This is a genomic window from Pseudomonas mendocina (genome assembly GCF_900636545.1).
Lineage (GTDB): Bacteria > Pseudomonadota > Gammaproteobacteria > Pseudomonadales > Pseudomonadaceae > Aquipseudomonas > Aquipseudomonas mendocina.
In genome coordinates this window covers 777,762-803,188 of the sequence record NZ_LR134290.1, presented here as the reverse complement: position 1 = coordinate 803,188, position 25,427 = coordinate 777,762, and the positions used below count along the sequence as shown (strand labels likewise).

Here is a 25,427-nt window from a genome sequence, read left to right as displayed (position 1 = left end):
AAACGGGCCCCCATCTTAACCGCTGGGCGCCCGTTTTCATTGATCTGTGCCGCGGCAGCGCTGTGCTGGAAAACACCGCGCGTGGAAACGACCTATTCGTCTTCGAACTGGTAGCTGCCCGGTGCCAGGTTCTCGAAGCGTGAATACTTGCCGAGGAAGGCGAGGCGCGCGGTGCCGAGCGGGCCGTTACGCTGCTTGCCGATGATGATCTCGGCCACGCCCTTGTACTCGGTCTCCGGGTGGTACACCTCGTCGCGGTATACGAACAGGATGATGTCGGCGTCCTGCTCGATCGCACCGGATTCACGCAAGTCGGAGTTGATCGGGCGCTTGTTGGGGCGCTGCTCCAGGCCACGGTTGAGCTGCGACAGGGCGATGACCGGGCAGTTGAACTCCTTGGCCAGGCCCTTGAGCGAGCGCGAGATCTCGGAAATCTCGTTGACCCGGCTGTCGCCGCTGGAACCGGGAATCTGCATCAGCTGCAGGTAGTCGACCATGATCAGGCCGATCTCGCCGTGCTCGCGAGCCAGGCGCCGCGTACGCGCACGCATCTCGCTCGGCGAGATGCCAGCGGTATCGTCGATGAACAGCTTGCGATCATTGAGCAGGTTCACCGCACTGGTCAGGCGCGGCCAATCATCGTCGTCGAGCTGACCGGCACGCACCTTGGTCTGGTCGATGCGCCCCAAGGAGGCGAGCATACGAATGACGATGGATTCCGAAGGCATCTCCAGCGAGTAGACGAGGATCGCCTTGTCGCTGCGCATCAGCGCGTTCTCCACCAGGTTCATGGCGAAGGTGGTCTTACCCATCGATGGACGACCGGCGACGATGATCATGTCGGCCGGCTGCAAGCCGCTGGTCAGGTTATCCAGATCGTCGAAGCCGGTGGACAGACCGGTAATCGCATCGCCGTTGTTGAACAGCGTATCGATACGGTCGATGGCCTTGACCAGAATGTCGTTGATGCCCACCGGCCCACCGGTTTTCGGCCGGTCTTCGGCGATCTGGAAAATCAGCCGCTCCGCCTCGTCGAGAATTTCCTCGCCGGTACGGCCTTCCGGCGCATAGGCGCTATCGGCGATCTCATTGCTGATGCTGATCAGTTTGCGCAGGGTGGCGCGCTCACGAATGATCTGCGCGTAGGCCTTGATGTTGGCCACCGACGGCGTGTTCTTGGCCAGCTCGGCGAGGTAGGCCAGGCCACCGACCTGTGACAACTGCCCTTCCTTGTCCAGCTGTTCCGAAAGAGTCACCACGTCAAAGGGCTCGTTACGCTCGGCCAGCTTGAAGATCGCGCGGAAGATCAGGCGATGGTCATGGCGATAGAAGTCAACATCGGAAACGCCATCGAGAACACGCTCCCAGGCATTGTTGTCGAGCATCAGACCACCCAGTACTGCCTGCTCCGCCTCGATGGAGTGCGGAGGCACTTTCAGGGCAGCTGTCTGCAGGTCGTATTGCTCGGGAATGCTGATGTCGTTCATAGGCTCGAGAGGAAAATGCTGCGATAGAAAAACAAAGGGCACGGATCGCCGAAGCGATGCCGTGCCCGATTGTCAGCAGACCGGCACCTGAGTGCAAGTCCGCCTGGCGACTGCTTAATTAAGCAGCAACCACGATCACCTTGACGGTGGCTTCGACGTCGGTGTGCAGGTGCACAGCTACGTCGTATTCGCCGACCTGACGGATGGTACCGTTAGGCAGACGAACTTCGGCCTTGGCCACTTCAACGCCGGAGGCGGTCAGGGCGTCAGCGATGTCGTGAGTACCGATCGAACCGAACAGCTTGCCTTCATCGCCAGCGGTGGCGGTGATGGTGACTTCCAGCTCAGCCAGCTGAGCAGCGCGAGATTCAGCGGAAGCTTTCTTCTCGGCAGCCAGTTTTTCCAGCTCGGCGCGGCGGGCTTCGAACGCAGCTACGTTCTCAGCAGTAGCAGCGGTGGCCTTGCCTTGCGGCAGCAGGAAGTTACGGCCGTAACCGGCTTTAACGTTCACTTTGTCGCCCAGGTTGCCCAGATTGGCGATTTTTTCCAGCAGGATGACTTCCATTTGGGTCTTACCTCTTAACTTTTAACCTTCACCGTCCGCGGGCCCGCTCTTGCGAGCGAGGCGACCGCGAAAATCAAACAGACTGTCGACGACAGCTAACAAACAGATCAGGTTCGCGGCCATCAGTAACGCCACATACAACCCTATCGACCAAAAGCTCGACAGCTGCTTCATCGCTATCAGGCCGTGCCCCAACGCCAGACCAGCCAGCATCAGCGGCAGCATGCAGATCAGGGTAAACGCCCACCCTGCATCCCCGAGCAATGACGGCGCCAAAAACACACCTGCGATCAATGCAAGTGCAAACGGCACCGGTAGGCGGATCTGGCGGAACTCCTCACCAAAACCACCCGGGTTGTATAACGACGCTTGCCAGTAACGCGCCAAAGCAAGACTCAGGATGCTCATCGTCAACAACGAGAACGTCATGAGGCCGCCCAGGAGCGGTACAAGCGATGCCTGTTGCATGCTCTGCAGCTGCTCGCTGCTGGGCCCTCCGGCTGATTGCGCAGGCAGTTCAGCAAGGGCCTGTCGAAACACTTCGGCCATCGCCTTAAGGTTCTCAACCAGCGCAACACTGACCACCAACGCAAACACCACGCCAACTGGCACCAACGCCATCAGCACTCGGACCCAGGAGGCACTGCGGCGCAGAACCTGCGCCAGTGCCAGCGTTCCCAGCAATACCATCAACACACTCGGATCACCGAGGTAGCAGAAGTAAGCGGCGGGCAACGCGGCCCAAATCACGATGCCGAGCGCATCACTCAAGCCTCTGCGCAGCAGCACCAGGGCCCCTGCAGCAGCGCTCAACCAGGCAAACAACGGCACAATGGCCGAACTCACCACCACAAGGGTGGCCTGCATACGGCCGCGCATGATGTATTCAGCCAGGGCGCGCATGCGATCTATTCCTTAACGCTTGTCGACTGTCCGATCTCAGCGGCCGTGGCTGTCGGTGTAGGGCAGCAGGGCCAGGAAGCGGGCGCGCTTGATAGCGGTGGCCAGCTGACGCTGATAACGAGCCTTGGTACCGGTGATACGGCTAGGAACGATTTTGCCGGTTTCCGAGATGTAGGCTTTCAGGGTGTTGAGATCTTTGAAATCGATCTCTTTCACGTCTTCAGCGGTGAAGCGGCAGAATTTACGACGACGGAAGAAACGTGCCATGTGATTGGCTCCTCAATAGATCCGTGGATTACTCGTCAGCGTTGTCGCTGTCGTTGCTGTCGCTGTCATCGCCGTCGTTGGACTCGGCGTTTTCAGGACGTTCACGACGCTCGCGGCGCTCACTGCGGTTTTCTTCGGCCTTCAGCATCTCGGACTGGCCAGTGACGGCCTCGTCGCGACGGATGACCAGGTTACGGATCACGGCGTCGTTGTAGCGGAAGTTGTCTTCCAGCTCGGCCAGCGCCTTGCCGGTGCACTCTACGTTGAGCATCACGTAGTGGGCTTTGTGGACGTTGTTGATGGCGTAAGCCAGCTGACGACGGCCCCAGTCTTCCAGGCGGTGAATCTTGCCACCGTCTTCTTCGATCAGCTTGGTGTAACGCTCGACCATGCCGCCGACTTGCTCGCTCTGGTCCGGGTGAACCAGAAAGATGATTTCGTAATGACGCATAAATGCTCCTTACGGGTTGTAGCCTGCCAACTAAGGTGGTCAGGCAAGGAGTGGGTTTTTCTCGTGATGAGCTTGCCAGGCGGTAGGCGCAAAAGGGCCTGCCGTCACGGCAAGGGGCGCCATTCTAGAGAAGCCCCCTGCCGCACGCAAGGCGAATTGGCGATTATTTGAACAATCAGCCCTGGCGCTTGGCCTGACGCTGGCGCACCGCCTCGAACAGACAGACGCCTGTGGCGACGGAGACGTTGAGACTGCTCACGCTACCGCCCATGGGCAGCTTGACCAGGTAATCGCAATGCTCGCGGGTCAGACGGCGCATGCCTTTGCCCTCGGCGCCCATGACCAGCACCGTCGGGCCGGTCATGTCGAGCTGGTACAGCTCCTGCTCCACCTCACCGGCAGTGCCGACCACCCACAAGCCTTTCTTCTGCAATTTTTCCAGGGTACGTGCCAGGTTGGTCACGGCCACCAGCGGAATCACCTCCGCTGCACCGCAAGCCACCTTGCGTACGGTAGCGTTGAGGGTGGCGGACTTGTCCTTGGGCACGATCACCGCCTGCGCCCCGGCCGCATCGGCGGTACGTAGACAGGCACCCAGATTGTGCGGATCGGTCACGCCATCGAGCACCAGCAGCAGAGGCACGCCCTCGCTACGCTCGAGCAGCTCGTCGAGTATGTTCTCGCCCCAGACCTGGCTCGGACTGACTTCGGCGACCACACCCTGATGCACACCCTCGGCCCACTCATCCAGTTCCTGGCGCTCCTTGTGCCCGACCGGCACGCGGTGCTGCGCCGCCAGTTCCAGCATTGGCTGGATACGCGGAGCCTGGCGGCTCTCGGCCAGCCATAGCTGCTTGACCCGCTTGGGATGATGGCGCAACAGCGCCTCCACGGCATGCACGCCGTAGACCTTTTCCAACTGACTCATCGTTTCGCCTTACGCTTGCTCGGCTTGCTACCAGTCGTTTCGGTCTTGCCCTTGGACGCAGGCGCGCCCTTGCGCTGACTGGAAGACTTCTTCGCCGGCGCTTTGCCGCCGCCTTTCTTGGCGCTCTCGAGCAGGGCCTTCTTCACTTCGCGGCTCTTCTGCACATCGGTGTTGCCCATGCCGGGCTTGCCACCACGGCGCGCATCATCGCCCTTGCCGGTCTTGCCCTGGCTCAGTTCGAAGTCGATCTTGCGCTCGTCCAGATCGACGCGCATCACCTTGACCTCGACGCTGTCGCCAAGGCGGAAGCTGCGACCGCTGCGCTCGCCGGACAGGCGGTGGTGAACCGGGTCGAAGTGGTAGTAGTCGGCCGGCAGCGCGGTCACGTGCACCAGGCCTTCGACGTAGATATCGCGCAGCTCGACAAAGATACCGAAACCGGTCACCGCTGTGATCACACCGGCGAAGGTCTCGCCGACGCGATCCTGCATGAACTCGCACTTGAGCCAGTTGACCACGTCACGGGTCGCCTCGTCGGCGCGGCGCTCGGTCATCGAGCACTGCTCGCCGAGCTTTTCCAGGGTCGCCTCGTCGTACGGATAGATGCGCGCCTTGGGCATGGTCGCTGCACCGGCACGCTCCACATGCTTGGTTTCACGCTTGGAGCGGATCACGCTGCGAATGGCGCGGTGCACCAGCAGGTCGGGGTAGCGACGGATCGGCGAGGTGAAGTGGGTATAGGCCTCGTAATTGAGGCCGAAGTGACCTTCGTTCTGCGCGCTATATACCGCCTGGCTCAGCGAGCGCAGCATCACGGTCTGGATCAGGTGGTAGTCCGGGCGCTCGCGGATGCTTTCCAGCAGGCGCTGATAGTCCTTGGGCGAGGGGCCATCCTTGGACTTGCCACGTTGCAGCGACAACCCCAGCTCACCGAGGAAGGCCTTGAGCTTCTCCAGGCGCTCGAGCGGCGGGCCATCGTGCACGCGATACAGCGACGGAATCTCGTGATCCTGCATGAAGCGCGCGGTGGCGACGTTGGCCGCCAGCATGCATTCCTCGATCAGCTTGTGCGCATCGTTACGCTGGGTCGGGCGGATCTCGTCGATCTTGCGATCGGTGCCGAAGATGATTCGCGTCTCCTGCGTCTCGAAGTCGATGGCGCCACGCTCGTGACGAGCGGCCACCAGCACCTGGTACAGGGCATAGAGCTGGTTGAGGTACGGCAGGACTTCCTTGTACTCGCTGCGCAGGGACTTGCCCTCGCTGCTCTTGGGATCTTCCAGCATCAGGCTGACCTTGTTGTAGGTCAGGCGCGCGTGGGAGTGGATCACCGCCTCGTAGAACTTGTAGTCGACCATCTGGCCGCTCTTGGACATGGTCATTTCGCAGACCATGGCCAGGCGATCGACGTGCGGGTTGAGCGAGCACAGACCGTTGGACAGCTCCTCCGGCAGCATCGGCACGACACGCTCGGGGAAGTACACCGAGTTGCCGCGCTCGACCGCCTCGGCGTCCAACGCCGAACCGACCTTGACGTAGTGCGATACGTCGGCGATGGCCACATAGAGCTTCCAGCCACCGGAGAACAGTTTCCAGCGGCTGCTGTTCTTCTCACAGTACACGGCATCGTCGAAGTCGCGGGCGTCTTCGCCGTCGATGGTGACGAAAGGCAGGTGGCGCAGATCGACGCGCTTCTCCTTGTCCTTCTCGTCCACTTCAGGCTTGAGCTTGCGTGCTTCCTTGATCACGCCCTCGGGCCAGACATGCGGGATGTCGTAGCTGCGCAGCGCCACGTCGATTTCCATGCCCGGCGCCATGTAGTTGCCGATCACCTCGACGATATCGCCCTGCGGCTGGAAGCGCTGGGTCGGCCAGTGGGTGATCTTGATCTCGACGAACTGGCCGACGCGCGCACCGGCGGTGCGACCGGGGGTGACCAGCACTTCCTGCTGGATCTTGGGGTTGTCGGCGACCACGAAACCGATGCCGTTCTCTTCGTAATAACGCCCGACGATGCTTTCGTGGGCACGGCTGATCACCTCGACGATACCGCCTTCACGGCGACCGCGACGGTCGAGACCGGCCACGCGCACCAGAGCGCGGTCGCCATCGAATACCAGGCGCATCTGCGCCGGGCTGAGGAACAGATCGTCGCTGCCGTCGTCCGGCACGAGGAAGCCGAAGCCGTCGCGGTGGCCACTGATGCGGCCGCAGATCAGATCGAGCTTGTCCACCGGCGCGTAGGTGCCGCGGCGGGTATAGATGAGCTGGCCATCGCGCTCCATGGCGCGCAGACGGCGGCGCAGCGCCTCGAGCTGGTCTTCGGTGTCGAGACCGAATTCTTCGACCAGCTGCTCGCGGCTGGCGGGCGAACCCCGTTCGGCCAGGTGGGCCAGAATCAGTTCGCGGCTAGGGATGGGGTTGTCGTATTTTTCCGCCTCGCGGGCGGCCTCGGGATCGAGGGATTGCCAATCGGCCATGTAGGAAGGATTACCTATGCTTATGTATAGAGGTGTATGCCATCTGCCTATTGAAGCGCGAAAACGTCATTCGCGGCAGCTTTTCCAGCGACAATAATTTTTTTGGGGTCAGGGGTTTACAAGGTAAATGCCCGCCCGTATAGTTCGCGCCCACAGCGTCGAGCAGACGTTGTAACACGAAGCCGATGATGATTCATCGTTTTCAGTGCCCAGGTGGCGGAATTGGTAGACGCGCTGGTTTCAGGTATCAGTGGTGGCAACACCGTGGAAGTTCGAGTCTTCTCCTGGGCACCAAATTTCGCGAAGTGGCTTGATAACCCACTTTGCAAATAACGGATGCAACGCTCCGTGTCGGCAACGACGAACATTGCTGCAGTGCCCAGGTGGCGGAATTGGTAGACGCGCTGGTTTCAGGTATCAGTGGCTTAACGGCCGTGGAAGTTCGAGTCTTCTCCTGGGCACCAAAATTCAAAAAACCGAGTCAGATGGCTCGGTTTTTTATTGCCCGAAGAAAAGCCTTACGCACCTTCACCCCCTGAAGAGCGAGGCGCACAAGGCGCCCCCCCGTTACCACGATCAAACCCTGAACTGCCCCAGACTAGCCTTGAGCTGCGCCGCCAACTCATCCAGCGCACGCGCGTTGCCGGCAATCGCCGCAACCGCCTCGGCCGCGTGCTGCGCTTCGGCGTGGATGACCTCCACGCGCCCACGCACCGCGCCCGCTCCTTCGGCCTGATGAGCCGCCGCCTGAGTGGCAGCATTGATGGCGCCATACACTTCATCTACCGACTGCTGCACCGATTGCTGCAGGCGGGCGCTGTCACGCAGCACTTCCAATCCTTCACCACCCTGCTCACCTGCCTGAGCAATGGCCGCCACCGCCTCCTGCGCTCCACGCTGCAGCGCGGTGATATGCGTCTGGATGTCGCCGGTCGACTGCTGAGTCTTGCTCGCCAAGGCTCGCACCTCGTCCGCCACCACCGCGAAGCCGCGGCCACTCTCCCCGGCGCGCGCTGCCTCGATGGCAGCATTGAGGGCCAGCAGATTGGTTTGCTCGGCGATGGACTGAATCACCGTCAGCACGACCTCGATCTGCTCGCTCTGCTTGGCCAGCCGCTCGATCACGGCTGAACCATCAGCGACCCGTGCGACCAACCCCTCGATCAGGGTAGACAGGCGCTGAGCAATAACAGCATTCTCATGCGCCGCCGCGCGGATGGTTTCCACGCGCTGCAAGGCCTCCTGCATGGCCTGGCTCTCCGCTTGCGCTTCATCGGCCATGCGCTCCAAGGCCTGCAGACTCCCAGCCACCTCGTCACGCTGACGACCGGCCGCCGACTCGGCCGCCGCCCCACGCTGGGTCAGACTGCGAATCTGCTCGCTCGTACGCAGAGCCACCTCACCGGACTCTCGCACGATGGGCTGCAGCTTATCCATGAAGCGGTTGACCGCACTCGCCATCTCCCCCACTTCATCCTGGCTGTGGATATCTACCCGCCGAGTCAGATCGCCCTCACCTGCCGCCAGATCGTTGAGCGCATCACTGAGCAGACGCACGCGACTCAGCACTCGCCAGCCCAATACCAGGGCGACCATTACCATTGCCAACGCCCCCACGATCAACAAGCCGAGGGCGATGTTCCAACGCAGTGAATCCGCCGCCACACGCACCGACTCGCCGCCGTTGCGCGCCATTTCCTGCGTGTAGCGCTCGGCGGACTGCAGGCGCTCGCGCAGCGCGCCGGTTGCCTCTTCGGAAGCACCGGCCAGACTGCTATCGACCAACTCACCGGCACCGCTGACCAAAGCAGCAAAGCGACCGTCCAGCGCGGTCAATTCCTTTTCCACCACATCCAACGACAACCCCATCTGCACCTTACCGATGCGCGAGCCCATTGGACTGATATCCGCCTCGACCACATACACGCGCGGATCGCGCGAAGCCGCGTCCACCAGCTTCTCCAGCGGCGAGTCACCCTGCCCAGCTGCAACCAGCTCACGTACCTGCGCGTTACTGCGATTGAAGTTGCGCGTCAGGCGCTGACCTTCGGCGTCATAGATGATGGCGAACAAGACCGCCGGGTCCTGCTGCGCGATTCGGGTAAGCGCCGTCAGCGCAGGAATGTCCAGGTCCCAGATGGACTTCGGCGCAACACCCGCCAATAGTTGCGCCAGCGCCTGACCGGATTGCTTGAGACTCCCCTCCAGCACCACACGCAGTTGCGCTTGCTCGCTCTTCAACTGAGCGGAAAGCCCTTCGCCCAGGCGAGTGCGGGTGCTGCTCGACAAAGCCGCCAGCCCTTGACTCATCTCGCGCTCAGCCATGTTCAGCTCTTCACCAAGGCGCCGGCTCTCACCGCCCAGGCGCAGCGCCAGATCCTCGACCATGCCGTCGACCGAGGCGCGCATCAGCCAGACAGCCAAACCAACCTGCACCAACATGGCCAGACCAAGCGCAACGAACACCGGACGCAGCAAACGGCTACGCAACATGGAAACGATGGCGAACACTGGGAACTCTCCTCAACGACCGTAACAGCTATAACGGCGACTTCCGGGATTTATTGAGTGCAAGCAAGCTACGTGCCCACGATCCATTGAAAAACAGCGATAAACCAACGAGAGCCTGCATTATGGCGACAGATCCACGCAACAAGGCCGGCGACCGGCAACAACAGCCAGCCACGAAAAAGCCGCCCGAGGGCGGCTTTTTTCAACTCGACAACAGCGATCAGGCGAACGGATGACGCAGCACGATGGTTTCGTTGCGATCCGGGCCGGTGGAGATGATGTCGATCGGCGCACCGACCAGCTCTTCGACGCGCTTGATGTAGGCGCGAGCAGCGGCTGGCAGGTCTTCCAGGGTCTTGGCGCCCAGAGTGGATTCGCTCCAGCCCGGCATTTCCTCGTAGACCGGCTGCAGGCCGATGTAGCTGTCGGCATCGGTCGGCGCATCGACCAGCACCTGGCCGTTGGCGTCCTTGTAACCGGTGCAGATGCGGATGGTTTCCAGGCCGTCGAGCACGTCCAGCTTGGTCAGGCACAGGCCAGAGATGCTGTTGATCTCGATGGCGCGACGCAGAATCACGGCATCGAACCAGCCACAACGACGGGCACGACCGGTGGTGGCACCGAACTCATGACCACGCTTGGCAAGGAAGGCACCGACGTCATCAAACAGCTCGGTCGGGAACGGACCGGAACCCACGCGGGTGGTGTAGGCCTTGGTGATGCCGAGGATGTAGTCCAGGTACAGCGGGCCGAAACCGGAGCCGGTAGCGATACCGCCGGCAGTGGTGTTAGAGCTGGTGACGTAGGGGTAAGTACCGTGGTCGATATCCAGCAGCGAGCCCTGGGCACCTTCGAACATGATGTCCTTGCCGCCACGACGCAGGTCATGCAGCACCGCAGTGACGTCGGCCATCATCGGCTTGAGCAGCTCGGCATATTCCATGCACTCATCGAGCGTCTTCTGGAAGTCGATAGCCGGCTCTTTGTAGAAGTTGACCAGCTGGAAGTTGTGGTAGTCCAGCAGCTCACCCAGCTTGGCGGCGAAGCGCTCACGATGGAACAGATCACCGACGCGCAGACCGCGACGGGCAACCTTGTCCTCGTATGCCGGGCCAATGCCGCGGCCAGTAGTGCCGATCTTGGCATCGCCACGGGCCTTCTCACGCGCCTGATCCAGGGCTACGTGATAGGACAGGATCAACGGGCAGGCCGGGCTGATGCGCAGGCGCTCGCGCACCGGCACGCCCTTCTCTTCCAGCTTGGTGATCTCGCGCAGCAGCGCGTCAGGCGCAACCACCACGCCGTTGCCGATCAGGCACTCGACGCCTTCGCGCAGGATGCCGGACGGAATCAGGTGCAGGACGGTCTTCTCACCGTCGATCACCAGAGTGTGGCCGGCGTTGTGGCCACCCTGATAACGCACGACTGCAGCAGCCTGCTCGGTGAGCAGGTCGACGATCTTGCCCTTGCCCTCATCACCCCACTGGGTGCCCAGGACGACGACATTCTTACCCATGATACTTGTCCTCTTCGCGCAAGCTTCGATGCCGGCCGCGGGCCGGCGAAAGTGAATTCAGGACGCCAGGGGCGCCACCTGCCAACGTCCATCGCGCAGCGCCAGCAGACGGTCACAGCCTGCTTCACGCGCATCCGCCTCGCTCTGCCCGGGCAACGCCTGTACCACACGCTCGCCCTCACCACGCAGACGACGAACGGCCTGCCACAGATAGAGGTCATGATTATCCGGCGCCCAAACGCCGCTGACGGATTCATCCAGGCGCATATCCCCGAGGGTCACCAGGGTCTTCAGGTCAGTGGAGAACCCGGTCGCCGGACGTGCCCGGCCGAACACCGCACCGGTATCGTCGTAACGGCCACCCTGAGCGATGGCACCGCCCTCGCCTGGTACGAACGCCGCGAACACCACGCCAGTGTGATAGTTGTAGCCGCGTAGTTCGCCCAGGTCGAAATACAGCGGCAGCTCGGGATAACGCAACTCTAGCGCATCGGCGATGGCTACCAGCTCATCCAGCGCCGCATGCACTGCATCCGGCGCCTCGACCAGTACCGCCTGGGCCAGGTCCAGCACCTCGCGACCACCACACAGCTCGGCGAGCGAGCGCAACATATTGCCCAGGCCAGCCGGCAACGCGGCAGTCAGGGTCTCGATCTCATCCATGGCCTTGCGCTGCAGCGCATCGAACAGCTGCTGCTCGGCCTCTCCGGATAGACCCGCGGCACGCGCCAGGCCGCGATAGATGCCGACATGACCGAGGTCCATGTGCACATCCGGCACGGCGGCCAGCTCCAGGGTCTCGACCAGCAGGCTGATCACCTCGATATCGCTGGCCGGGCTGGCGTCGCCATAGAGCTCGGCGCCCAACTGGATGGGACTGCGCGAAGTGGTCAGCGCACGCGGCTGGGCGTGCAGCACGCTGCCGGCGTAGCACAAACGACTCGGGCCTTCACGGCGCAAGGTGTGAGCATCGATACGCGCGACTTGCGGCGTGATGTCGGCACGAAAGCCCATCTGCCGACCAGACAGCGGATCGGTGACCTTGAAGGTACGCAGGTCGAGATCCTGGCCGGCGCCAGTCAACAGGGATTCCAGGTACTCGATATGGGGGGTAACGACGAACTCGTAACCCCAACGTTGGAACAGATCCAGCACCTGGCGGCGGGCCGCCTCGATGCGCGCCGCTTCCGGCGGCAGTACTTCTTCGATGCCATCTGGCAGCAGCCAGCGGTCTACCGTTGCCATTTCGCCATTCCCCTCTCGATCCGGGCGGCACAAGCCTTCAGTGAAGCAGATATAGAAGAGCAGTACCCAGCAGCATGCTGGCCAGCCCCATAAGACGCAGTCGGCGGTCAGGCAAGCGCGCTGCCTGCAATACCGCCCCGCGCCAATGACGCGGATAGAGGAAGGGCAGGATGCCTTCCAGCACCAATACCAGACACAGTGCGATGCCGAGTTCCTGCCACATGATTCCCACAGACGCAAAAAAGCCGGGATTTTCCCGGCTGCCGCATCATACCACGTTTTCCCCTGAGGTCACCCTGGCGACGCATCGCGCCGCCAGGGTTGCCGATCACGGCTTGGCCTTTTCCAGGTAGCGGAAGAAATCGCTACTCGGGTCCAGCACCAGAACATCGCGCTTGTCAGCGAAGCTTTCGCGGTACGCCTGCAGGCTGCGGTAGAAGGAGTAGAACTCCTGATCCTGGCCGTAGGCTCGAGCGTAGATGGCGGCCGCCTGGGCATCACCGTCACCGCGCAGCTCTTCCGCTTCACGATAGGCTTCGGCCAGCAGCACACGGCGCTGACGGTCGGCATCGGCACGAATACCTTCGGCCAGCTCACGACCCTTGGCGCGGTGTTCACGGGCTTCACGCTCACGCTCGGTGCTCATCCGCTCGAACACGCTACGGTTTACTTCACGCGGCAGATCGATGGCCTTGACCCGCACGTCGACCACTTCGATACCCAGTTCGCGCTCAGCAGCACGATTGAGGGTCGCGGTCACGTCGGCCATCAGCGCATCGCGCTCACCGGACACCGACTCATGCAGGGTGCGTTTACCGAACTGGTCACGCAGCGAAGCCTCCAGACGACGCGCCAAGCGCTCGTCAGCCACCTGCTTCATACCGGAGGTTGCCTGGTAGAAACGCTCGGCATCCTTCACCCGCCATTTGGCGTAGGCATCGACCATCAGCGCCTTCTTCTCCAGCGTCAGGAAACGCGAGGAAGTCGAATCCAGCGTCAACAGACGGCCATCGAAGATGCGCACCTGGTTTACGTAGGGAATCTTCACGTGCAGACCAGGCTGCACATCAGGATTGACCACGCGACCAAACTGCAGCAATACCGCGCGTTCGGTTTGCGCAACGATGTAGAAGCTATTCCATGCCACCAGGGCCAGAACCACGGCCACGATCAGGCCGATCAGGGACTTGTTGCTCATCAACGGCCCTCCCGGGTACGCAGGTTACGCTGCGACAGATCGCTGCTCAGCGGCACGGCCGGATCACGCGTCGTCGAATTGCTGCTGTTGGCGGAGCTGGAGGAAGAGGAACCACCACGGCTGTCGATCATCTTGTCAAGCGGCAGATAGAGCAGGTTATTCTGCCCCTTGTCGCCAGTGACCAGAACCTTGCTGGTGTTGCTCATCATTTCCTGCATGGTGTCCAGATACAGACGCTCACGAGTGACCTCCGGCGCCTTGCGATACTCGGCTACCAGCTTGGTGAAGCGGTCGGCCTCACCCTGGGCGCGCGCGATGACTTCGTCGCGATAACCGTTGGCTTCCTCCAGCAGACGCTGGGCCTGACCACGGGCTTCCGGAATCACGCCATTGGCGTAGGACTCGGCCTGGTTCTTCTCGCGCTGTTCGTCTTCACGGGCACGGATCACGTCATCGAAGGCCTCCTGAACTTCACGCGGCGCCGCAGCGCTCTGGATGTTCACCTGAGTGATGGTGATACCGGTGCGGTAGTTGTCGAGGAAACGCTGCAGACGTTCACGCACTTCGCTGGCCATCAGCTCACGACCTTCGGTCAGCACCTGATCCATCTCGGTGGAACCCACGACATGACGCACGGCGCTGTCGGTGGCGTGCTGCAGGCTGACTTCCGGCTGATCGACGTTGAGCACGAAGTCCTGCAGGTTGCTCACGCGGTACTGCACGGTCAACGGCACTTCGATGATGTTCTCGTCTTCGGTCAGCATGGCGCCCTGCTTGCTGTAGGCGCGCTCACGGGTGACGTTTTCCTGAAACTTGCGATCGATCGGCGGGAAGTAGATGTTCAGGCCCGGACCGACGGTCTCGTGATATTTGCCGAAGCGCAGTACCACGGCCTGCTCCTGCTCATCCACCACGTAGATCGCGCTGTACAGCCAGACCACTGCCAACAGGCCGAGGCCTACGAACAGCAGACCGAAGCCACCGCCGCCACCGCTGCGTCCGGAATCGTCGTCACCACGTTTCTTGCCGCCACCGAAAAGCCCATTCAGGCTTTCTTGCAACTTGCGGAACGCTTCGTCGAGATCCGGCGGGCCCTGCCGGCCACCGCCTTTGCGGCCACCCCAAGGGTCTTGATTGTTCGAGTTGCCACCCGGCTCATTCCAAGCCATAGCGTTCTCCGTACTGATAAAGCGAAGGCGCGCCCACGGCGCGCCGGCCAATGCTACCCAAAGCCTCAGGGTGACGGCAAAGCCGCCACCGCAGGCTTTATTGCAAAGTATGTTGCTCGATGAAGGCTTGAGGCTCCAGCCCCTCGCGACTCACCAGGCGATTGAGCTCGACTCGCGGCAAACGCACCGCCAGCAAACTGTGCCCCTGCTCGTCATGCGCTTCGCTCTGCACCGCCCCCAATGCGAAGAACTGCGCACGCAGTCTTCCCAGACGCTGCGGCAACTGCAACGTGGCGACGAACAAGTCCTCGCCCAATAGCTCTGCCACGGCCTGTCGCAACAGCTCCAGACCACGCCCCTCGCGCGCTGACAACCAGACACGAACCGGATTGCCATCACCATCGCGCTGGATCTGCGGCTCGACACCATCCAACAAATCCAGCTTGTTGTATACCTCGAGCATCGGCAGATCGCTCGCACCGATCTCCTTGAGCACTTCCTGAACCTGCTCGATCTGCGCCATGCGCTCCGGTTCATGGGCATCGATCACGTGCAGCAGCAGGTCGGAGTTGCTCGATTCTTCCAGCGTAGCGCGGAAGGCCTCGACCAGCTTGTGCGGCAGATGGCGAATGAACCCCACGGTGTCGGCCAGGACGATCGGCCCAAGGTCATCGAGCTCCAGGCGGCGCAAGGTCGGGTCGAGGGTGGCGAACAGCTGGTCAGCCGCGTACACCTCGGAAGTCGTCAGGGCGTTGAACAGGGTGGACTTGCCGGCGTTGGTGTAGCCCACCAGGGAAACCGACGGGATATCCGCGCGCTTGCGCCCGCGACGCGCCTGCTCACGCTGACTGCGCACCTTTTCCAGCTTCTGCTTGATCTGGCGAATGCGCACGCGCAACAGGCGACGGTCGGTTTCCAGCTGGGTTTCACCCGGGCCACGTAGACCGATACCACCCTTCTGCCGCTCGAGGTGAGTCCAGCCTCGCACCAGGCGCGTACTCATATGATCGAGCTGAGCCAGCTCGACCTGCAACTTGCCTTCGTGGGTGCGCGCACGCTGGGCGAAGATATCGAGGATCAACCCGGTGCGATCGAGCACACGACACTCGAAAGCGCGCTCAAGGTTACGCTCCTGGCTGGGTGTCAGAGTGTGATTGAAGATGACCAGATCGGCTTCGACGGCCTTGACCTGGTCGCGCAGCTCCTCGACCTTGCCGCTGCCGATCAGGAACTTGGCAGTCAGGCGACTGCTGGGCACGCTAAAGAAAGCGACCATGTCGGCGCCAGCCGACATGGCCAATTCTTGAAACTCCTGGGGATCTTCGCTCGCCTCGGAGTCTTGGCCTTCCAGATGAACCAGGATGGCCCGCTCACCGCCCTCATGACGCTCGAAGAACAATGCAACCCCCTTTTTTAGGCGTTACCCGGCTCGCCATCGGCCTGCTCGGAATCGCCAGCACTCGGCAGACGTACCGGACGGCTTGGCACGACGGTGGAAATGGCATGTTTGTAAACCATCTGGCTGACGGTGTTCTTCAGCAGGATGACAAACTGGTCGAAGGACTCGATCTGGCCCTGCAGCTTGATGCCGTTGACCAGATAGATGGAAACAGGGACGCGTTCCTTACGCAGGGTATTCAGGTAAGGGTCTTGTAGCGAATGCCCTTTTGACATGTGCCGCACTCCTTTCGAGGATCAATTTCAATAATTTTAGTAAGTAAACAATGGCTTCAGACCGCCTCACCCCCAAGGATAGACGGCCAGCGGCAAGGTCTCATTTCAATATGGAGACGCTTTCCAGGTATTTCAAGGCGCGAGACAGATTGTCGCAGGCCAGACTATCCAGCCAGTGCAAACCGTCCCAGCCACGTAGCCAGGTGAACTGCCGCTTGGCCAATTGCCGAGTGGCGATGACGCCACGCTCGACCATCTGCTCCCGGGACAGCTCGCCGTCGAGGTATTCCCACACCTGGCGATAACCCACCGCCCGTATAGACGGCAATCCCGCGTGCAAGTCACTTCGGCTACGCAGGGCTTCGACCTCTTCCACGAAACCCTGTTCCAACATCGCCCGAAATCGTTGAGCGATGCGGTCATGCAAAATCTGACGCTGCGCTGGTGCGATAGCAAGCTGAGCAACAGTATAGGGTAATTGCCCGCCACCCGATGTGCCCGTATCGGGATTTCCTGCGGCCTGACGCCGGCGATGCTCGGTCATGCTCAGACCGCTCACACGATAGACCTCCAGCGCCCGGGTGAGGCGCTGCGGATCATTGCGATGAATGCGCGCTGCGGACTCCGGATCGACCGCCGCCAGCTCGCGGTGCAGCACATCCCAACCTTCGGCCAGTGCGCGCGCCTCCAGCTCGGCCCGTATCGCCGGGTCGGCACTGGGCATATCCGCCAACCCCTCCAGCAGGGCCTTGTAATAGAGCATGGTGCCGCCCACCAGCAGCGGAATACGGCCGCGCGCCGCGCTCTCGGCCATGGCTGCCAGCGCATCGGCGCGAAACTCGGCCGCCGAATAGCTCTCGGACGGGTCACGAATGTCGATCAGGGCGTGGGGAAACTCATCGAGAACAGCGCGCTCGGGCTTGGCCGTGCCGATGTCCATGCCCCGATAGATCAACGCCGAATCCACGCTGATCAGATCGCACGGCAATACGCGCGCCAGCTCCAGGGCCAGATCGGTCTTGCCGGCGGCGGTCGGGCCCATCAGGAAGATGGCAGGTGGAAACGAAGACATGGACATGACTCGAAACGCGAAAACATGGAGACCCTAACGCAGGTCTCGCTCAATTACTGGCCACGCATGAACAACTTGTCGAGCTGATCCATACTGAGTTGCGTCCAGGTCGGACGCCCGTGATTGCACTGACCGCTGCGTTCGGTCTGCTCCATGTCGCGCAGCAAGCCGTTCATTTCGGGAATGGTCAGGCGCCGATTGGCGCGTACTGCGCCATGGCAGGCCATGGTTGCCAACAGCTCGTTGAGGTGCGCCTGGATGCGATCACTGGTGCCGTACTCCAGCAGATCGGCCAAGACATCGCGCACCAGCTGGGTGGCCTCGGCCTGCTTGAGCAGGGCCGGAATCTGGCGGATCGCCACGCTTTCCTCGCCCAGGCGCTGCAGCTCGAAGCCCAGGCGCTGGAACCATTCACCATGTTCTTCGGCGCAATCCGCCTCGCGCTGGCTCAGGGCGATGGATTCCGGCACCAGCAGCGGCTGGCCACGCAAACCCTCACTGGCCATGGCCTGCTTGAGGCGCTCATAGGTGATGCGCTCATGGGCCGCGTGCATATCCACCACCACCATACCCTGGGCATTCTCGGCGAGGATGTAGACGCCCTTGAGCTGTGCCACGGCGTAACCGAGCGGCGGAATGTCGCCCTGCTCCTGCGGCACGGACTGCGCCTGGGCAGTCGGTAGCGGCGAGAAGTACTCGCGATAGGCGGCCTGCGCTTCGGCGGCCGGCACGCCGGGATTGCCGACCGGCTGCTGATAGCCAGCACCGGCGCCACGCCAGGCGGGCTGCGGAATGGCCACGGGGGTTTCGAGCACGCTGGCGGCCAGGCCCATTTCGCCCTGCGGACCGAACTCGCCTGCGGCCAGACCAGTCGGGCGCAGCATCGGCGACACGGCAGCCGGCGCCGCGACCTGGTCCTCCGGGCGCACATCGGCCAGCGCACGATGCAGCGTACCGTAGAGGAAGTCATGGACCATGCGACTGTCACGGAAGCGGACTTCGTGCTTGGTCGGGTGAACGTTGACATCCACTGTCGCCGGATCGATTTCCAGGAACAGCACGAAGGTCGGGTGACGGCCGTTGAACAGCACGTCGCGATAGGCCTGGCGCACCGCATGGGCGACCAGCTTGTCGCGGACCATGCGGCCGTTGACATAGAAGTACTGCAGGTCCGCCTGGCTGCGCGAGAAGGTGGGCAAACCGACCCAGCCCCACAAGCGCAAACCGCCGCGCTCGATCTCGATCGGCAGCGCCTGCTCCAGGAAGGCGGGACCGCAGACCGAGGCGACGCGGCGCGCGCGACTGATCTCGTCAGCCGCCTCGTGCAGGCTGAACACGGTCTTGCCGTTATGGCGCAGATGGAAACCAACATCGAAACGCGCCAGCGCCAGGCGCTTGATCACTTCCTGCAGGTGATCGAACTCGGTTTTCTCGGCACGCAGAAACTTGCGCCGCGCCGGGGTATTGAAGAACAGGTCACGCACTTCCACCGAGGTGCCCACCGGATGCGCAGCGGGCTGCACACGTGGCTCCATGTCGCGCCCTTCGGTTTCCACCTGCCAGGCCTGATCGGCATCGGCTGTGCGCGAGGTCAGGGTCAGGCGCGATACCGAGCTGATCGAAGCCAGCGCCTCGCCGCGAAAGCCCATGCTGAGCACGGCTTCCAGGTCTTCCAACTCGCGAATCTTGCTGGTGGCATGACGCGCCAGGGCCAGCGGCAGGTCACCGGCCGCAATGCCGCCGCCGTCATCACGCACCTTGAGCAGCTTGACGCCGCCCTGCTCGACTTCGACATCGATGCGCCGGGCACCGGAGTCCAGACTGTTTTCCAGCAGTTCCTTGGCCACCGAAGCGGGGCGCTCGACCACCTCGCCCGCAGCGATCTGGTTGGCCAGGCGCGGGCTGAGCAAATGAATCCGGGACATGACACTCACTACTGGGCGGCCAGGGACGTGGCGGGTATCTGCAATGTCTGGCCGACCTTGATCACATCGCCATTGAGCTTGTTGGCACTGCGCAGGGCAGCCAGGCTGATCTGGTAACGCTGAGCGATCAACGCCAGGCTTTCGCCACGGGCAACCACGTGTTCGCGAGGGCCAGCGGCGATCTTGCCCTCGTCGCGCAACCAGGCAACGTAGGTGCCGGGCGGTGGGTTTTCGTGGAAGAACTGTTTGACCCCCGAAGTGATCGAGCGGGCCAGCGCCTGTTGATGACTGGCGGTGTGCAGCTTTCTCGCCTCGTTGGGATTGGAGATGAAGCCGGTTTCCACCAGGATCGAGGGAATATCCGGAGATTTGAGCACCATGAAGCCTGCCTGCTCGACACGGCGCTTATGCAGCGGAGTGATGTTGCCCATGTTCGACAACACCTTCTGCCCCACATTGAGACTGGAAGACAGAGAAGCGGTCATCGACAGGTCCAGCAGCACACCTGCGAGCATCTTGTCCTTGTCATCGAGGCTGACGTTGCCAGCGCCGCCGATCAGGTCCGACTGGTTCTCGGCATCGGCCAGCCAACGGGCTGTCTCGGAAGTCGCGCCGCGCTCCGATAGCGCATAGACCGATGCCCCGAAGGCTGAGGAACGCGGCGCCGCATCGGCATGAATGGACACGAATAGATCAGCGCCCTTCTTGCGCGCGATCTCGGTGCGCTTACGTAGCGGGATGAAATAATCCCCCGTACGCACCAGCTCGCCACGGAAGCCCTTCTCGGCATTGACCTGCCGCTGCAGTTCCTTGGCGATAGCCAGGGTCACGTTCTTCTCGTACTGCCCTTTGACCGGCGACAACGCGCCTGGGTCCTCGCCACCGTGGCCGGCATCAATGGCAACGACGATATCGCGCTTGCCATTGGGCACGGGCGTCAGCTTGGGTGGAGGCTGGGTCGGGGTAACCGGGACGGGCGGCGTACCGTCGGCAACGCTGGGCGCCTGCGTGGCGGGCGGCGCACTGCCCTGATCGAACAGGTCGACCACCAGGCGATGGCCATACTGCTGATTCGGTGCCAGGGTAAAGCTCTTCGGTGAAACCGGCGCCGAAAGATCGATGACCACGCGCAACTCTTCGGCACTGCGCTGAGCCGAGCGCACGCCGGTAATCGGGGTATTGGCGAGAGAAAGCTGATCGAGACTGGTGGCCAGTTTGGCGCCCGTAACGTCGATGACGATGCGGTCAGGCGCAGCCAGGGTGAACACGCTGTGCTGCACAGGCCCTGACAGATCGAAGACCAGGCGGGTATTGTCCGGGGCACGCCACAGGCGCACGCTGCGCACATCGGAGGCGGCCAGCGCCTCGGCAGCCAGGGCCGCCAACAATATTCCCACAGCGGTAACCAGCGCGCCTATGCGCATAACCAACCCCATCACGTCTTATTCATTGCTTGCCGCTCAGGGCCTTGCACCAGGCCTCCCCTCGAGCCCCATGCCCCTGCAGCAACAGCGAACGGCCGCTCGCTTGGGGGCTAATGGTAATGTCAAGGTCGGGCTTTGGCAAAACGCCCTCGCCGCGCTGCGGCCATTCGATCAGACACAAGGCGTTCCCCTCGAAGTAGTCGCGAATGCCTAGAAACTCCAGCTCCTCAGGATCGACCAGGCGATAGAGGTCGAAATGAAAGGCGTGCACATCACCGATTTCGTAAGGTTCGACCAATGTGAAGGTCGGGCTTTTGACCGCCCCGGCATGGCCCAGGCCGCGCAGAATGCCGCGTGACAGGGTGGTTTTACCGGCCCCCAGATCCCCGTGCAGATAGATGGTGCCCACGCCACCGCTGACTTTGGCGATCGAGGCGCCCAACGCCAGCATGGCAGCCTCATCGGCAGCCTCAAGTTTCACTTCACGCAAGGACACAACTCCTCCAGTACCTGACGAATGGCGCCGGGCAGATCACCAGCAGCCAGCCCGCGCCCCTGCACGGCCAGCACTTCACCAGCGCGTGCGTGCAACCACACTCCCAGGCAGGCGGCATCATAGGCCGCCATGCCCTGCGCCAAAAGCGCACCGATCAACCCGGCCAGGACATCGCCCAAGCCTGCGCCAGCCATTGCCGGGTGACCGCGAACGCACAACGCCAGACGCCCATCCGGTGCGGCAATCAGACTGCCAGCCCCCTTGAGCACCACGACCAGACCGAAACGCTGCGCCAGAGCCCGAGCTGCCGCTGGCCGGTCCGCCTGCAGCGCTGCCGTATCGATGCCCAACAAGCGCGCCGCCTCGCCTGGATGCGGCGTCAGCACGCCGTGACGTGGCGCAGCGAACTGGCCGGTTGCGAGCAGATTCAGCGCGTCGGCATCCCACACTTGTGGTTGGTCGATCCCCGCTACGCCAGACAACAGGCTACGCCCCCAAGTGCCCTGCCCCATACCAGGCCCGACCACGCAGACATCGGCGCGCTCGACCAGCGCCAGCAACTGATTGGCCGAGGCCACAGCGGTACACATGATTTCAGGCCGCCGCACCAGGGCCGCCGTGACGTGCTCGGCACGCGTCGCCAACGACACCAGGCCGGCGCCGGCTCGCAGGGCGCTGTCGGCACTGAGCAGCGCAGCGCCGCCCATGCCCAGATCGCCGCCGATCACCAACAGGTGGCCGAATTGTCCCTTGTGCGCCACCGGCGAGCGGGCCGTAAGCCGCGGCAGGTTAGCGGGATCGAGCAATTGTGCGACGCAGGGAGCAGTTGCCAGCAATTGCGCATCACCCTGCAGGTCATCGAACTGCAGCTCGCCACACAATTCAGGACCCAGGCCCGTGAAAAGGCCGAGCTTGAGCGCGATGAAGGTCACGGTCAGGTCGGCGCGTACTGCCACACCCAACCGTGCACCATTGTCGGCCTGCAAACCAGACGGAATATCTACCGCGAGCACCGGCAGACCACTCTGGTTGAGAATGCGGATCGCCTGGGCGTAGGGCTCACGCACCGCGCCGGTAAGCCCCGTGCCAAGCAAGGCATCGACCACGACACCAGCCAAAGGCGCGCACTCGCCCCAGGTCAGAATATCCACACCTGCCTGCCGGGCCTCGGCGCAGGCCAGGGCGGCGTCGCCAACCAGTGCGGCAGAATCGCCGACGGCCAAGACCCGCACACGCCAACCAGCACGCTGCGCCAGGGCAGCGACCAGATAACCATCACCGGCATTGTTGCCGCGCCCGGCCAGAACGGTGATTTCGCCCGCCTCCGGCCAGCGACGGCGCAAGGCACGCCAGGCAGCATGGGCGGCACGCTGCATCAGCTCGAAACCCGGCGTGCCGGCGGCGATCAGTTGCGCATCGAGTGCGCGCACCTGTTCGGCGCTGTGCAGGCTCAAAGGTAAAGACACGGAAAGTGAATGCATGGCTCGCTCGCGACGGATGTCTGGCAGAATTATACCCACCTCCACCGCCTGCGCCCGCCCCATGTCCGACCACCCCCTCGATCTCGACGCCCTGGCCCTGTCCATCAAGGACTGGGGGCGTGAGCTGGGTTTCCAGCAGGTCGGCATCACCGATGTCGAACTGGGCGAGCACGAGGCGCACCTCAAACGCTGGCTCGCAGCGGGCTATCAAGGCGAAATGGACTACATGGCCGCCCACGGTGACAAGCGCTCGCGTCCGCAGGAGCTGGTACCCGGCACGCTGCGTGTGGTGTCGCTGCGCATGGACTATCTGCCTGGCGATACGCAGATGGCCCAACGCCTGAGCGAGCCGGAACAGGCCTACGTGTCGCGCTACGCCCTGGGCCGCGACTACCACAAACTGATCCGCAAACGCCTGCAACAACTGGCCGAGCGCATTCAGCAGCAGATCGGCCCGTTCGGTTACCGCGCCTTCGTCGACAGCGCACCAGTACTGGAAAAGGCCATCGCCGAGAAGGCCGGGCTGGGCTGGATTGGCAAGAACACTCTGGTGCTCAATCGCAAGGCCGGTAGCTATTTCTTTCTCGGCGAGCTATTCGTCGATCTGCCGCTGCCGATCGATGCGCCGCATGGCAGCGAGCACTGCGGGCGTTGCAGCGCCTGCATGGACATCTGCCCCACCGCCGCTTTCGCCGGCCCTTACCAGCTGGATGCGCGGCGCTGCATCTCCTACCTGACCATCGAACTGAAAGGCTCGATCCCGGTGGAACTGCGCGCGCCCATCGGCAACCGGGTTTTCGGCTGCGACGACTGCCAGATCGTCTGCCCCTGGAATCGCTTCGCCCGCCCCACCGAGCAGGGCGACTTCCAGCCACGCCACGGCCTGGACAACAGCGCTCTGGCCGAGCTGTTCATGTGGACGGAGGAGGAGTTTCTCAGCCGCACCGAGGGCTCGCCGCTACGCCGTGCCGGCTATGAGCGCTGGCTGCGCAATCTGGCGGTCGGCCTGGGCAATGCGCCCTCGACCATCCCGGTGCTGCAAGCCCTGCAGGCGCGCCGCGAACACCCGTCGGAGCTGGTGCGCGAGCATGTGCAGTGGGCCTTGGAGCGACACGGCGTCCTTTAGCAGGCGACAGGCTGTCAGCGTGAAGATGAGCGCAGAGCCTTGCCACTCTTGCTCTGAGCCTGCAGCGTGCGGCCTGCAGCCGCTTTTAGACCTTGAGGAAATGCTCGCGATAGTGGCGCAGCTCGGCGATGGATTCACGGATGTCGTCCAGCGCCTGGTGCGTGGCGGTTTTCTGGAAGCTGTCCTTGACCTCCGGCGCCCACATGCCGGCGAGGATTTTCAGCGTCGAGACGTCCAGATAGCGGTAATGGAAGTAGGCCTCCAAAGCCGGCATGTACTTGTAGAGGAAGCGACGATCCTGGCCGATGCTGTTGCCACAGATCGGCGACTTGCCCTTCGGCACCCACTGCTCGAGAAAGGCGATGGTCTGTGCTTCGGCCGCCGCCGTATCGATCCGGCTCTCGCGCACGCGCTGGGTCAGACCGCTCTGGCCATGGGTACGGGTGTTCCATTCGTCCATGCCTGCCAGGGCCTCTTCGCTCTGGTGGATGGCGATAACCGGGCCTTCGGCTAGGACGCTCAGTTCGCTATCGGTAACGATGGTGGCCATCTCGATGATCACATCGCGCTCCGGCTCCAGGCCGGTCATTTCCAGATCGATCCAGATCAGGTTGTTGGGATTTTGCATGGTTAGGCTCCTTGGCTCAGGGGCCAATTCTAGCGGATATCGGCGCGTCCTTGATCCGCCAGAGAAACAGCGAGGTTTGCCGCCCCTCGTTGACCTCGAGCAGCCGATCAGCTGGCACACCGGGAATGTCGAAGGTATTGCTGACCAGCCAGCTACCGGCATGCATCTCCGCTTGCGCCTTGGCCCACAGGCGAGGCATGGGCACGGGGGACAGGAAGCAGTACACGACGTCGAACTCGCCGAGATCGACCTGCCACAGGCTGCGATAGCGAATGCTGCAATTTTCCTGAAACAGGCAGCGCAGCCAGGCGAGAAGGAAGAGCAGCGGCGCCGTTTCCACACCGACGAACTGCCCACGCGGAAACTGCCGGGCCAACCCCAACAGGGCGCCCGCCGTACCACAGCCAAGGTCGACGAAACGCATCGGCTGCTCCAATTCACTCAGGCATTGTTGCAGGCGTTGTTGCGCCTTGCGCCCGCTCAAGTAGAGCGGCACCTGCTCACGCAGGCTGTTCCAGTTGATCAGCAGCAACAGCACGAAGCCCAGCAGGAACAGCCAGGCCGGCAAGTCGGCGCGCTGTACCAGCAACAGCGTCGGCAGGAATGCCAGGTTGATCCACAGCCACCAACGCGACAGCCCCAGGCGCCAGCCTATTGCAGCGGCCAGCACACCCTGCAGCAACGCCACGGAAAACAGCGACATGCGCCAGGGCAACAGTGCCAGCAGGTACACCAGCACCACCACCAACGCAACGGCCACGCCCTGCGCCAGGAGCGCGCGCAACACAGGCAGCCGCAACACCGTTCTTTCCCCGTCAGTCGTCATTCCCGCCCCCGCCTCCGGCAGCCGAATGACCACCGAGCGCTCATGCTAAACTCGC

At 62.6% G+C, this 25,427-nt stretch carries 23 protein-coding genes and 2 tRNA genes; 3 read left to right on the top strand and 22 right to left on the bottom strand.

Annotated features, from left to right (window positions below; all coding sequences use genetic code 11):
- Positions 1–92: 92 nt before the first annotated feature.
- The 7 genes from dnaB to rnr all read right to left on the bottom strand — a co-directional run bounded on the left by dnaB (position 93) and on the right by rnr (position 7,081).
- The gene (gene dnaB, locus EL191_RS03695; RefSeq protein ID WP_004423263.1) at positions 93–1,487 is read right to left on the bottom strand and encodes a replicative DNA helicase; all 1,395 of its coding nucleotides are present in this window, start codon (positions 1,485–1,487) and stop codon (positions 93–95) included.
- 118 nt (positions 1,488–1,605) lie between these two features.
- Positions 1,606–2,052: a 50S ribosomal protein L9 gene (gene rplI, locus EL191_RS03690; protein WP_013713867.1), complete on the bottom strand. Its 447-nt coding sequence runs from the start codon at positions 2,050–2,052 to the stop codon at positions 1,606–1,608.
- A gap of 21 nt (positions 2,053–2,073) precedes the next feature.
- Positions 2,074–2,955: a DUF2232 domain-containing protein gene (locus EL191_RS03685; protein WP_041976579.1), complete on the bottom strand. Its 882-nt coding sequence runs from the start codon at positions 2,953–2,955 to the stop codon at positions 2,074–2,076.
- Between the two features lie 36 nt (positions 2,956–2,991).
- Positions 2,992–3,222, bottom strand: a complete 231-nt coding sequence (rpsR, locus tag EL191_RS03680; protein WP_003246847.1) for a 30S ribosomal protein S18 — start codon at positions 3,220–3,222, stop codon at positions 2,992–2,994.
- 28 nt (positions 3,223–3,250) lie between these two features.
- Positions 3,251–3,673 (bottom strand): 30S ribosomal protein S6, encoded by a 423-nt coding sequence (gene rpsF, locus EL191_RS03675; RefSeq protein WP_003246846.1) that lies wholly within the window; start codon positions 3,671–3,673, stop codon positions 3,251–3,253.
- A gap of 175 nt (positions 3,674–3,848) precedes the next feature.
- Positions 3,849–4,601, bottom strand: a complete 753-nt coding sequence (rlmB, locus tag EL191_RS03670; RefSeq protein ID WP_041976576.1) for a 23S rRNA (guanosine(2251)-2'-O)-methyltransferase RlmB — start codon at positions 4,599–4,601, stop codon at positions 3,849–3,851.
- Positions 4,598–7,081, bottom strand: a complete 2,484-nt coding sequence (gene rnr, locus EL191_RS03665; RefSeq protein WP_041976574.1) for a ribonuclease R — start codon at positions 7,079–7,081, stop codon at positions 4,598–4,600. The genes rlmB and rnr overlap by 4 nt, the downstream gene beginning before the upstream one ends.
- Before the next feature lie 207 nt (positions 7,082–7,288).
- Here rnr and EL191_RS03660 point away from each other — a divergent pair.
- Positions 7,289–7,375 (top strand) — tRNA-Leu (locus tag EL191_RS03660).
- An 83-nt stretch (positions 7,376–7,458) separates the two neighbouring features.
- Positions 7,459–7,545 (top strand) — tRNA-Leu (locus EL191_RS03655).
- Positions 7,546–7,657: 112 nt separating this feature from the next.
- Here the strand turns inward: EL191_RS03655 and EL191_RS03650 are convergent.
- The 13 genes from EL191_RS03650 to EL191_RS03590 form a co-directional block, all read right to left on the bottom strand.
- Positions 7,658–9,592 carry a methyl-accepting chemotaxis protein gene (locus tag EL191_RS03650; RefSeq protein WP_041976572.1) on the bottom strand — a complete coding sequence of 645 codons (1,935 nt, stop codon included), beginning with the start codon at positions 9,590–9,592 and terminating at the stop codon, positions 7,658–7,660.
- Between the two features lie 220 nt (positions 9,593–9,812).
- Positions 9,813–11,108: an adenylosuccinate synthase gene (locus tag EL191_RS03645; RefSeq protein WP_013713862.1), complete on the bottom strand. Its 1,296-nt coding sequence runs from the start codon at positions 11,106–11,108 to the stop codon at positions 9,813–9,815.
- Between the two features lie 57 nt (positions 11,109–11,165).
- On the bottom strand, positions 11,166–12,353 hold the full coding sequence (locus EL191_RS03640; RefSeq protein WP_013713861.1) for an ATP phosphoribosyltransferase regulatory subunit: 1,188 nt from the start codon (positions 12,351–12,353) through the stop codon (positions 11,166–11,168).
- Positions 12,354–12,390: 37 nt separating this feature from the next.
- Positions 12,391–12,576, bottom strand: coding sequence for a DUF2065 domain-containing protein (locus EL191_RS03635; protein WP_013713860.1), 186 nt, complete (start codon positions 12,574–12,576; stop codon positions 12,391–12,393).
- 105 nt (positions 12,577–12,681) lie between these two features.
- Positions 12,682–13,551 carry a protease modulator HflC gene (gene hflC, locus EL191_RS03630; protein ID WP_013713859.1) on the bottom strand — a complete coding sequence of 290 codons (870 nt, stop codon included), beginning with the start codon at positions 13,549–13,551 and terminating at the stop codon, positions 12,682–12,684.
- A complete protein-coding gene (gene hflK / locus EL191_RS03625) occupies positions 13,551–14,720 on the bottom strand; it encodes an FtsH protease activity modulator HflK (protein ID WP_013713858.1) in 1,170 nt (389 codons plus the stop codon). Before hflK ends, hflC begins: the two co-directional genes overlap by 1 nt.
- A gap of 97 nt (positions 14,721–14,817) precedes the next feature.
- Complete coding sequence (gene hflX / locus EL191_RS03620; protein ID WP_017363287.1) at positions 14,818–16,119, bottom strand: ribosome rescue GTPase HflX; 1,302 nt, start codon at positions 16,117–16,119, stop codon at positions 14,818–14,820.
- Between the two features lie 14 nt (positions 16,120–16,133).
- Positions 16,134–16,394 (bottom strand): RNA chaperone Hfq, encoded by a 261-nt coding sequence (hfq, locus tag EL191_RS03615; RefSeq protein WP_013713855.1) that lies wholly within the window; start codon positions 16,392–16,394, stop codon positions 16,134–16,136.
- Between the two features lie 100 nt (positions 16,395–16,494).
- Positions 16,495–17,466 carry a tRNA (adenosine(37)-N6)-dimethylallyltransferase MiaA gene (gene miaA, locus EL191_RS03610; RefSeq protein WP_013713854.1) on the bottom strand — a complete coding sequence of 324 codons (972 nt, stop codon included), beginning with the start codon at positions 17,464–17,466 and terminating at the stop codon, positions 16,495–16,497.
- Between the two features lie 53 nt (positions 17,467–17,519).
- Positions 17,520–19,391, bottom strand: a complete 1,872-nt coding sequence (mutL, locus tag EL191_RS03605) for a DNA mismatch repair endonuclease MutL (protein WP_013713853.1) — start codon at positions 19,389–19,391, stop codon at positions 17,520–17,522.
- 8 nt (positions 19,392–19,399) lie between these two features.
- Positions 19,400–20,827: an N-acetylmuramoyl-L-alanine amidase gene (locus EL191_RS03600; protein WP_197721705.1), complete on the bottom strand. Its 1,428-nt coding sequence runs from the start codon at positions 20,825–20,827 to the stop codon at positions 19,400–19,402.
- A gap of 10 nt (positions 20,828–20,837) precedes the next feature.
- Positions 20,838–21,305 carry a tRNA (adenosine(37)-N6)-threonylcarbamoyltransferase complex ATPase subunit type 1 TsaE gene (tsaE, locus tag EL191_RS03595; RefSeq protein WP_013713851.1) on the bottom strand — a complete coding sequence of 156 codons (468 nt, stop codon included), beginning with the start codon at positions 21,303–21,305 and terminating at the stop codon, positions 20,838–20,840.
- The gene (locus EL191_RS03590) at positions 21,293–22,792 is read right to left on the bottom strand and encodes a bifunctional ADP-dependent NAD(P)H-hydrate dehydratase/NAD(P)H-hydrate epimerase (protein WP_041977154.1); all 1,500 of its coding nucleotides are present in this window, start codon (positions 22,790–22,792) and stop codon (positions 21,293–21,295) included. Before EL191_RS03590 ends, tsaE begins: the two co-directional genes overlap by 13 nt.
- A gap of 61 nt (positions 22,793–22,853) precedes the next feature.
- On the opposite strand from EL191_RS03590, the gene queG reads away from it, so the two are divergent.
- Complete coding sequence (gene queG, locus EL191_RS03585) at positions 22,854–23,918, top strand: tRNA epoxyqueuosine(34) reductase QueG (protein ID WP_041976569.1); 1,065 nt, start codon at positions 22,854–22,856, stop codon at positions 23,916–23,918.
- 85 nt (positions 23,919–24,003) lie between these two features.
- Here queG and orn read toward each other — a convergent pair whose 3' ends face one another.
- The gene (orn, locus tag EL191_RS03580; protein ID WP_041976567.1) at positions 24,004–24,546 is read right to left on the bottom strand and encodes an oligoribonuclease; all 543 of its coding nucleotides are present in this window, start codon (positions 24,544–24,546) and stop codon (positions 24,004–24,006) included.
- Between the two features lie 16 nt (positions 24,547–24,562).
- Positions 24,563–25,372: a class I SAM-dependent methyltransferase gene (locus tag EL191_RS03575; RefSeq protein WP_041976565.1), complete on the bottom strand. Its 810-nt coding sequence runs from the start codon at positions 25,370–25,372 to the stop codon at positions 24,563–24,565.
- Positions 25,373–25,427: the final 55 nt, after the last annotated feature.

Excerpts from the sequence above, each read along its gene's own strand:
- dnaB (WP_004423263.1), bottom strand. The coding sequence starts at position 1,487 with ATGAACGACATCAGCATTCCCGAGCAATACGACCTGCAGACAGCTGCC.
- rplI (WP_013713867.1), bottom strand. The coding sequence starts at position 2,052 with ATGGAAGTCATCCTGCTGGAAAAAATCGCCAATCTGGGCAACCTGGGC.
- EL191_RS03685 (WP_041976579.1), bottom strand. The coding sequence starts at position 2,955 with ATGCGCGCCCTGGCTGAATACATCATGCGCGGCCGTATGCAGGCCACC.
- rpsR (WP_003246847.1), bottom strand. The coding sequence starts at position 3,222 with ATGGCACGTTTCTTCCGTCGTCGTAAATTCTGCCGCTTCACCGCTGAA.
- rpsF (WP_003246846.1), bottom strand. The coding sequence starts at position 3,673 with ATGCGTCATTACGAAATCATCTTTCTGGTTCACCCGGACCAGAGCGAG.
- rlmB (WP_041976576.1), bottom strand. The coding sequence starts at position 4,601 with ATGAGTCAGTTGGAAAAGGTCTACGGCGTGCATGCCGTGGAGGCGCTG.
- rnr (WP_041976574.1), bottom strand. The coding sequence starts at position 7,081 with ATGGCCGATTGGCAATCCCTCGATCCCGAGGCCGCCCGCGAGGCGGAA.
- EL191_RS03645 (WP_013713862.1), bottom strand. The coding sequence starts at position 11,108 with ATGGGTAAGAATGTCGTCGTCCTGGGCACCCAGTGGGGTGATGAGGGC.
- EL191_RS03640 (WP_013713861.1), bottom strand. The coding sequence starts at position 12,353 with ATGGCAACGGTAGACCGCTGGCTGCTGCCAGATGGCATCGAAGAAGTA.
- EL191_RS03635 (WP_013713860.1), bottom strand. The coding sequence starts at position 12,576 with ATGTGGCAGGAACTCGGCATCGCACTGTGTCTGGTATTGGTGCTGGAA.
- hflC (WP_013713859.1), bottom strand. The coding sequence starts at position 13,551 with ATGAGCAACAAGTCCCTGATCGGCCTGATCGTGGCCGTGGTTCTGGCC.
- hflK (WP_013713858.1), bottom strand. The coding sequence starts at position 14,720 with ATGGCTTGGAATGAGCCGGGTGGCAACTCGAACAATCAAGACCCTTGG.
- hfq (WP_013713855.1), bottom strand. The coding sequence starts at position 16,394 with ATGTCAAAAGGGCATTCGCTACAAGACCCTTACCTGAATACCCTGCGT.
- miaA (WP_013713854.1), bottom strand. The coding sequence starts at position 17,466 with ATGTCTTCGTTTCCACCTGCCATCTTCCTGATGGGCCCGACCGCCGCC.
- mutL (WP_013713853.1), bottom strand. The coding sequence starts at position 19,391 with ATGTCCCGGATTCATTTGCTCAGCCCGCGCCTGGCCAACCAGATCGCT.
- EL191_RS03600 (WP_197721705.1), bottom strand. The coding sequence starts at position 20,827 with ATGGGGTTGGTTATGCGCATAGGCGCGCTGGTTACCGCTGTGGGAATA.
- EL191_RS03590 (WP_041977154.1), bottom strand. The coding sequence starts at position 22,792 with ATGCATTCACTTTCCGTGTCTTTACCTTTGAGCCTGCACAGCGCCGAA.
- queG (WP_041976569.1), top strand. The coding sequence starts at position 22,854 with ATGTCCGACCACCCCCTCGATCTCGACGCCCTGGCCCTGTCCATCAAG.
- orn (WP_041976567.1), bottom strand. The coding sequence starts at position 24,546 with ATGCAAAATCCCAACAACCTGATCTGGATCGATCTGGAAATGACCGGC.
- EL191_RS03575 (WP_041976565.1), bottom strand. The coding sequence starts at position 25,372 with ATGACGACTGACGGGGAAAGAACGGTGTTGCGGCTGCCTGTGTTGCGC.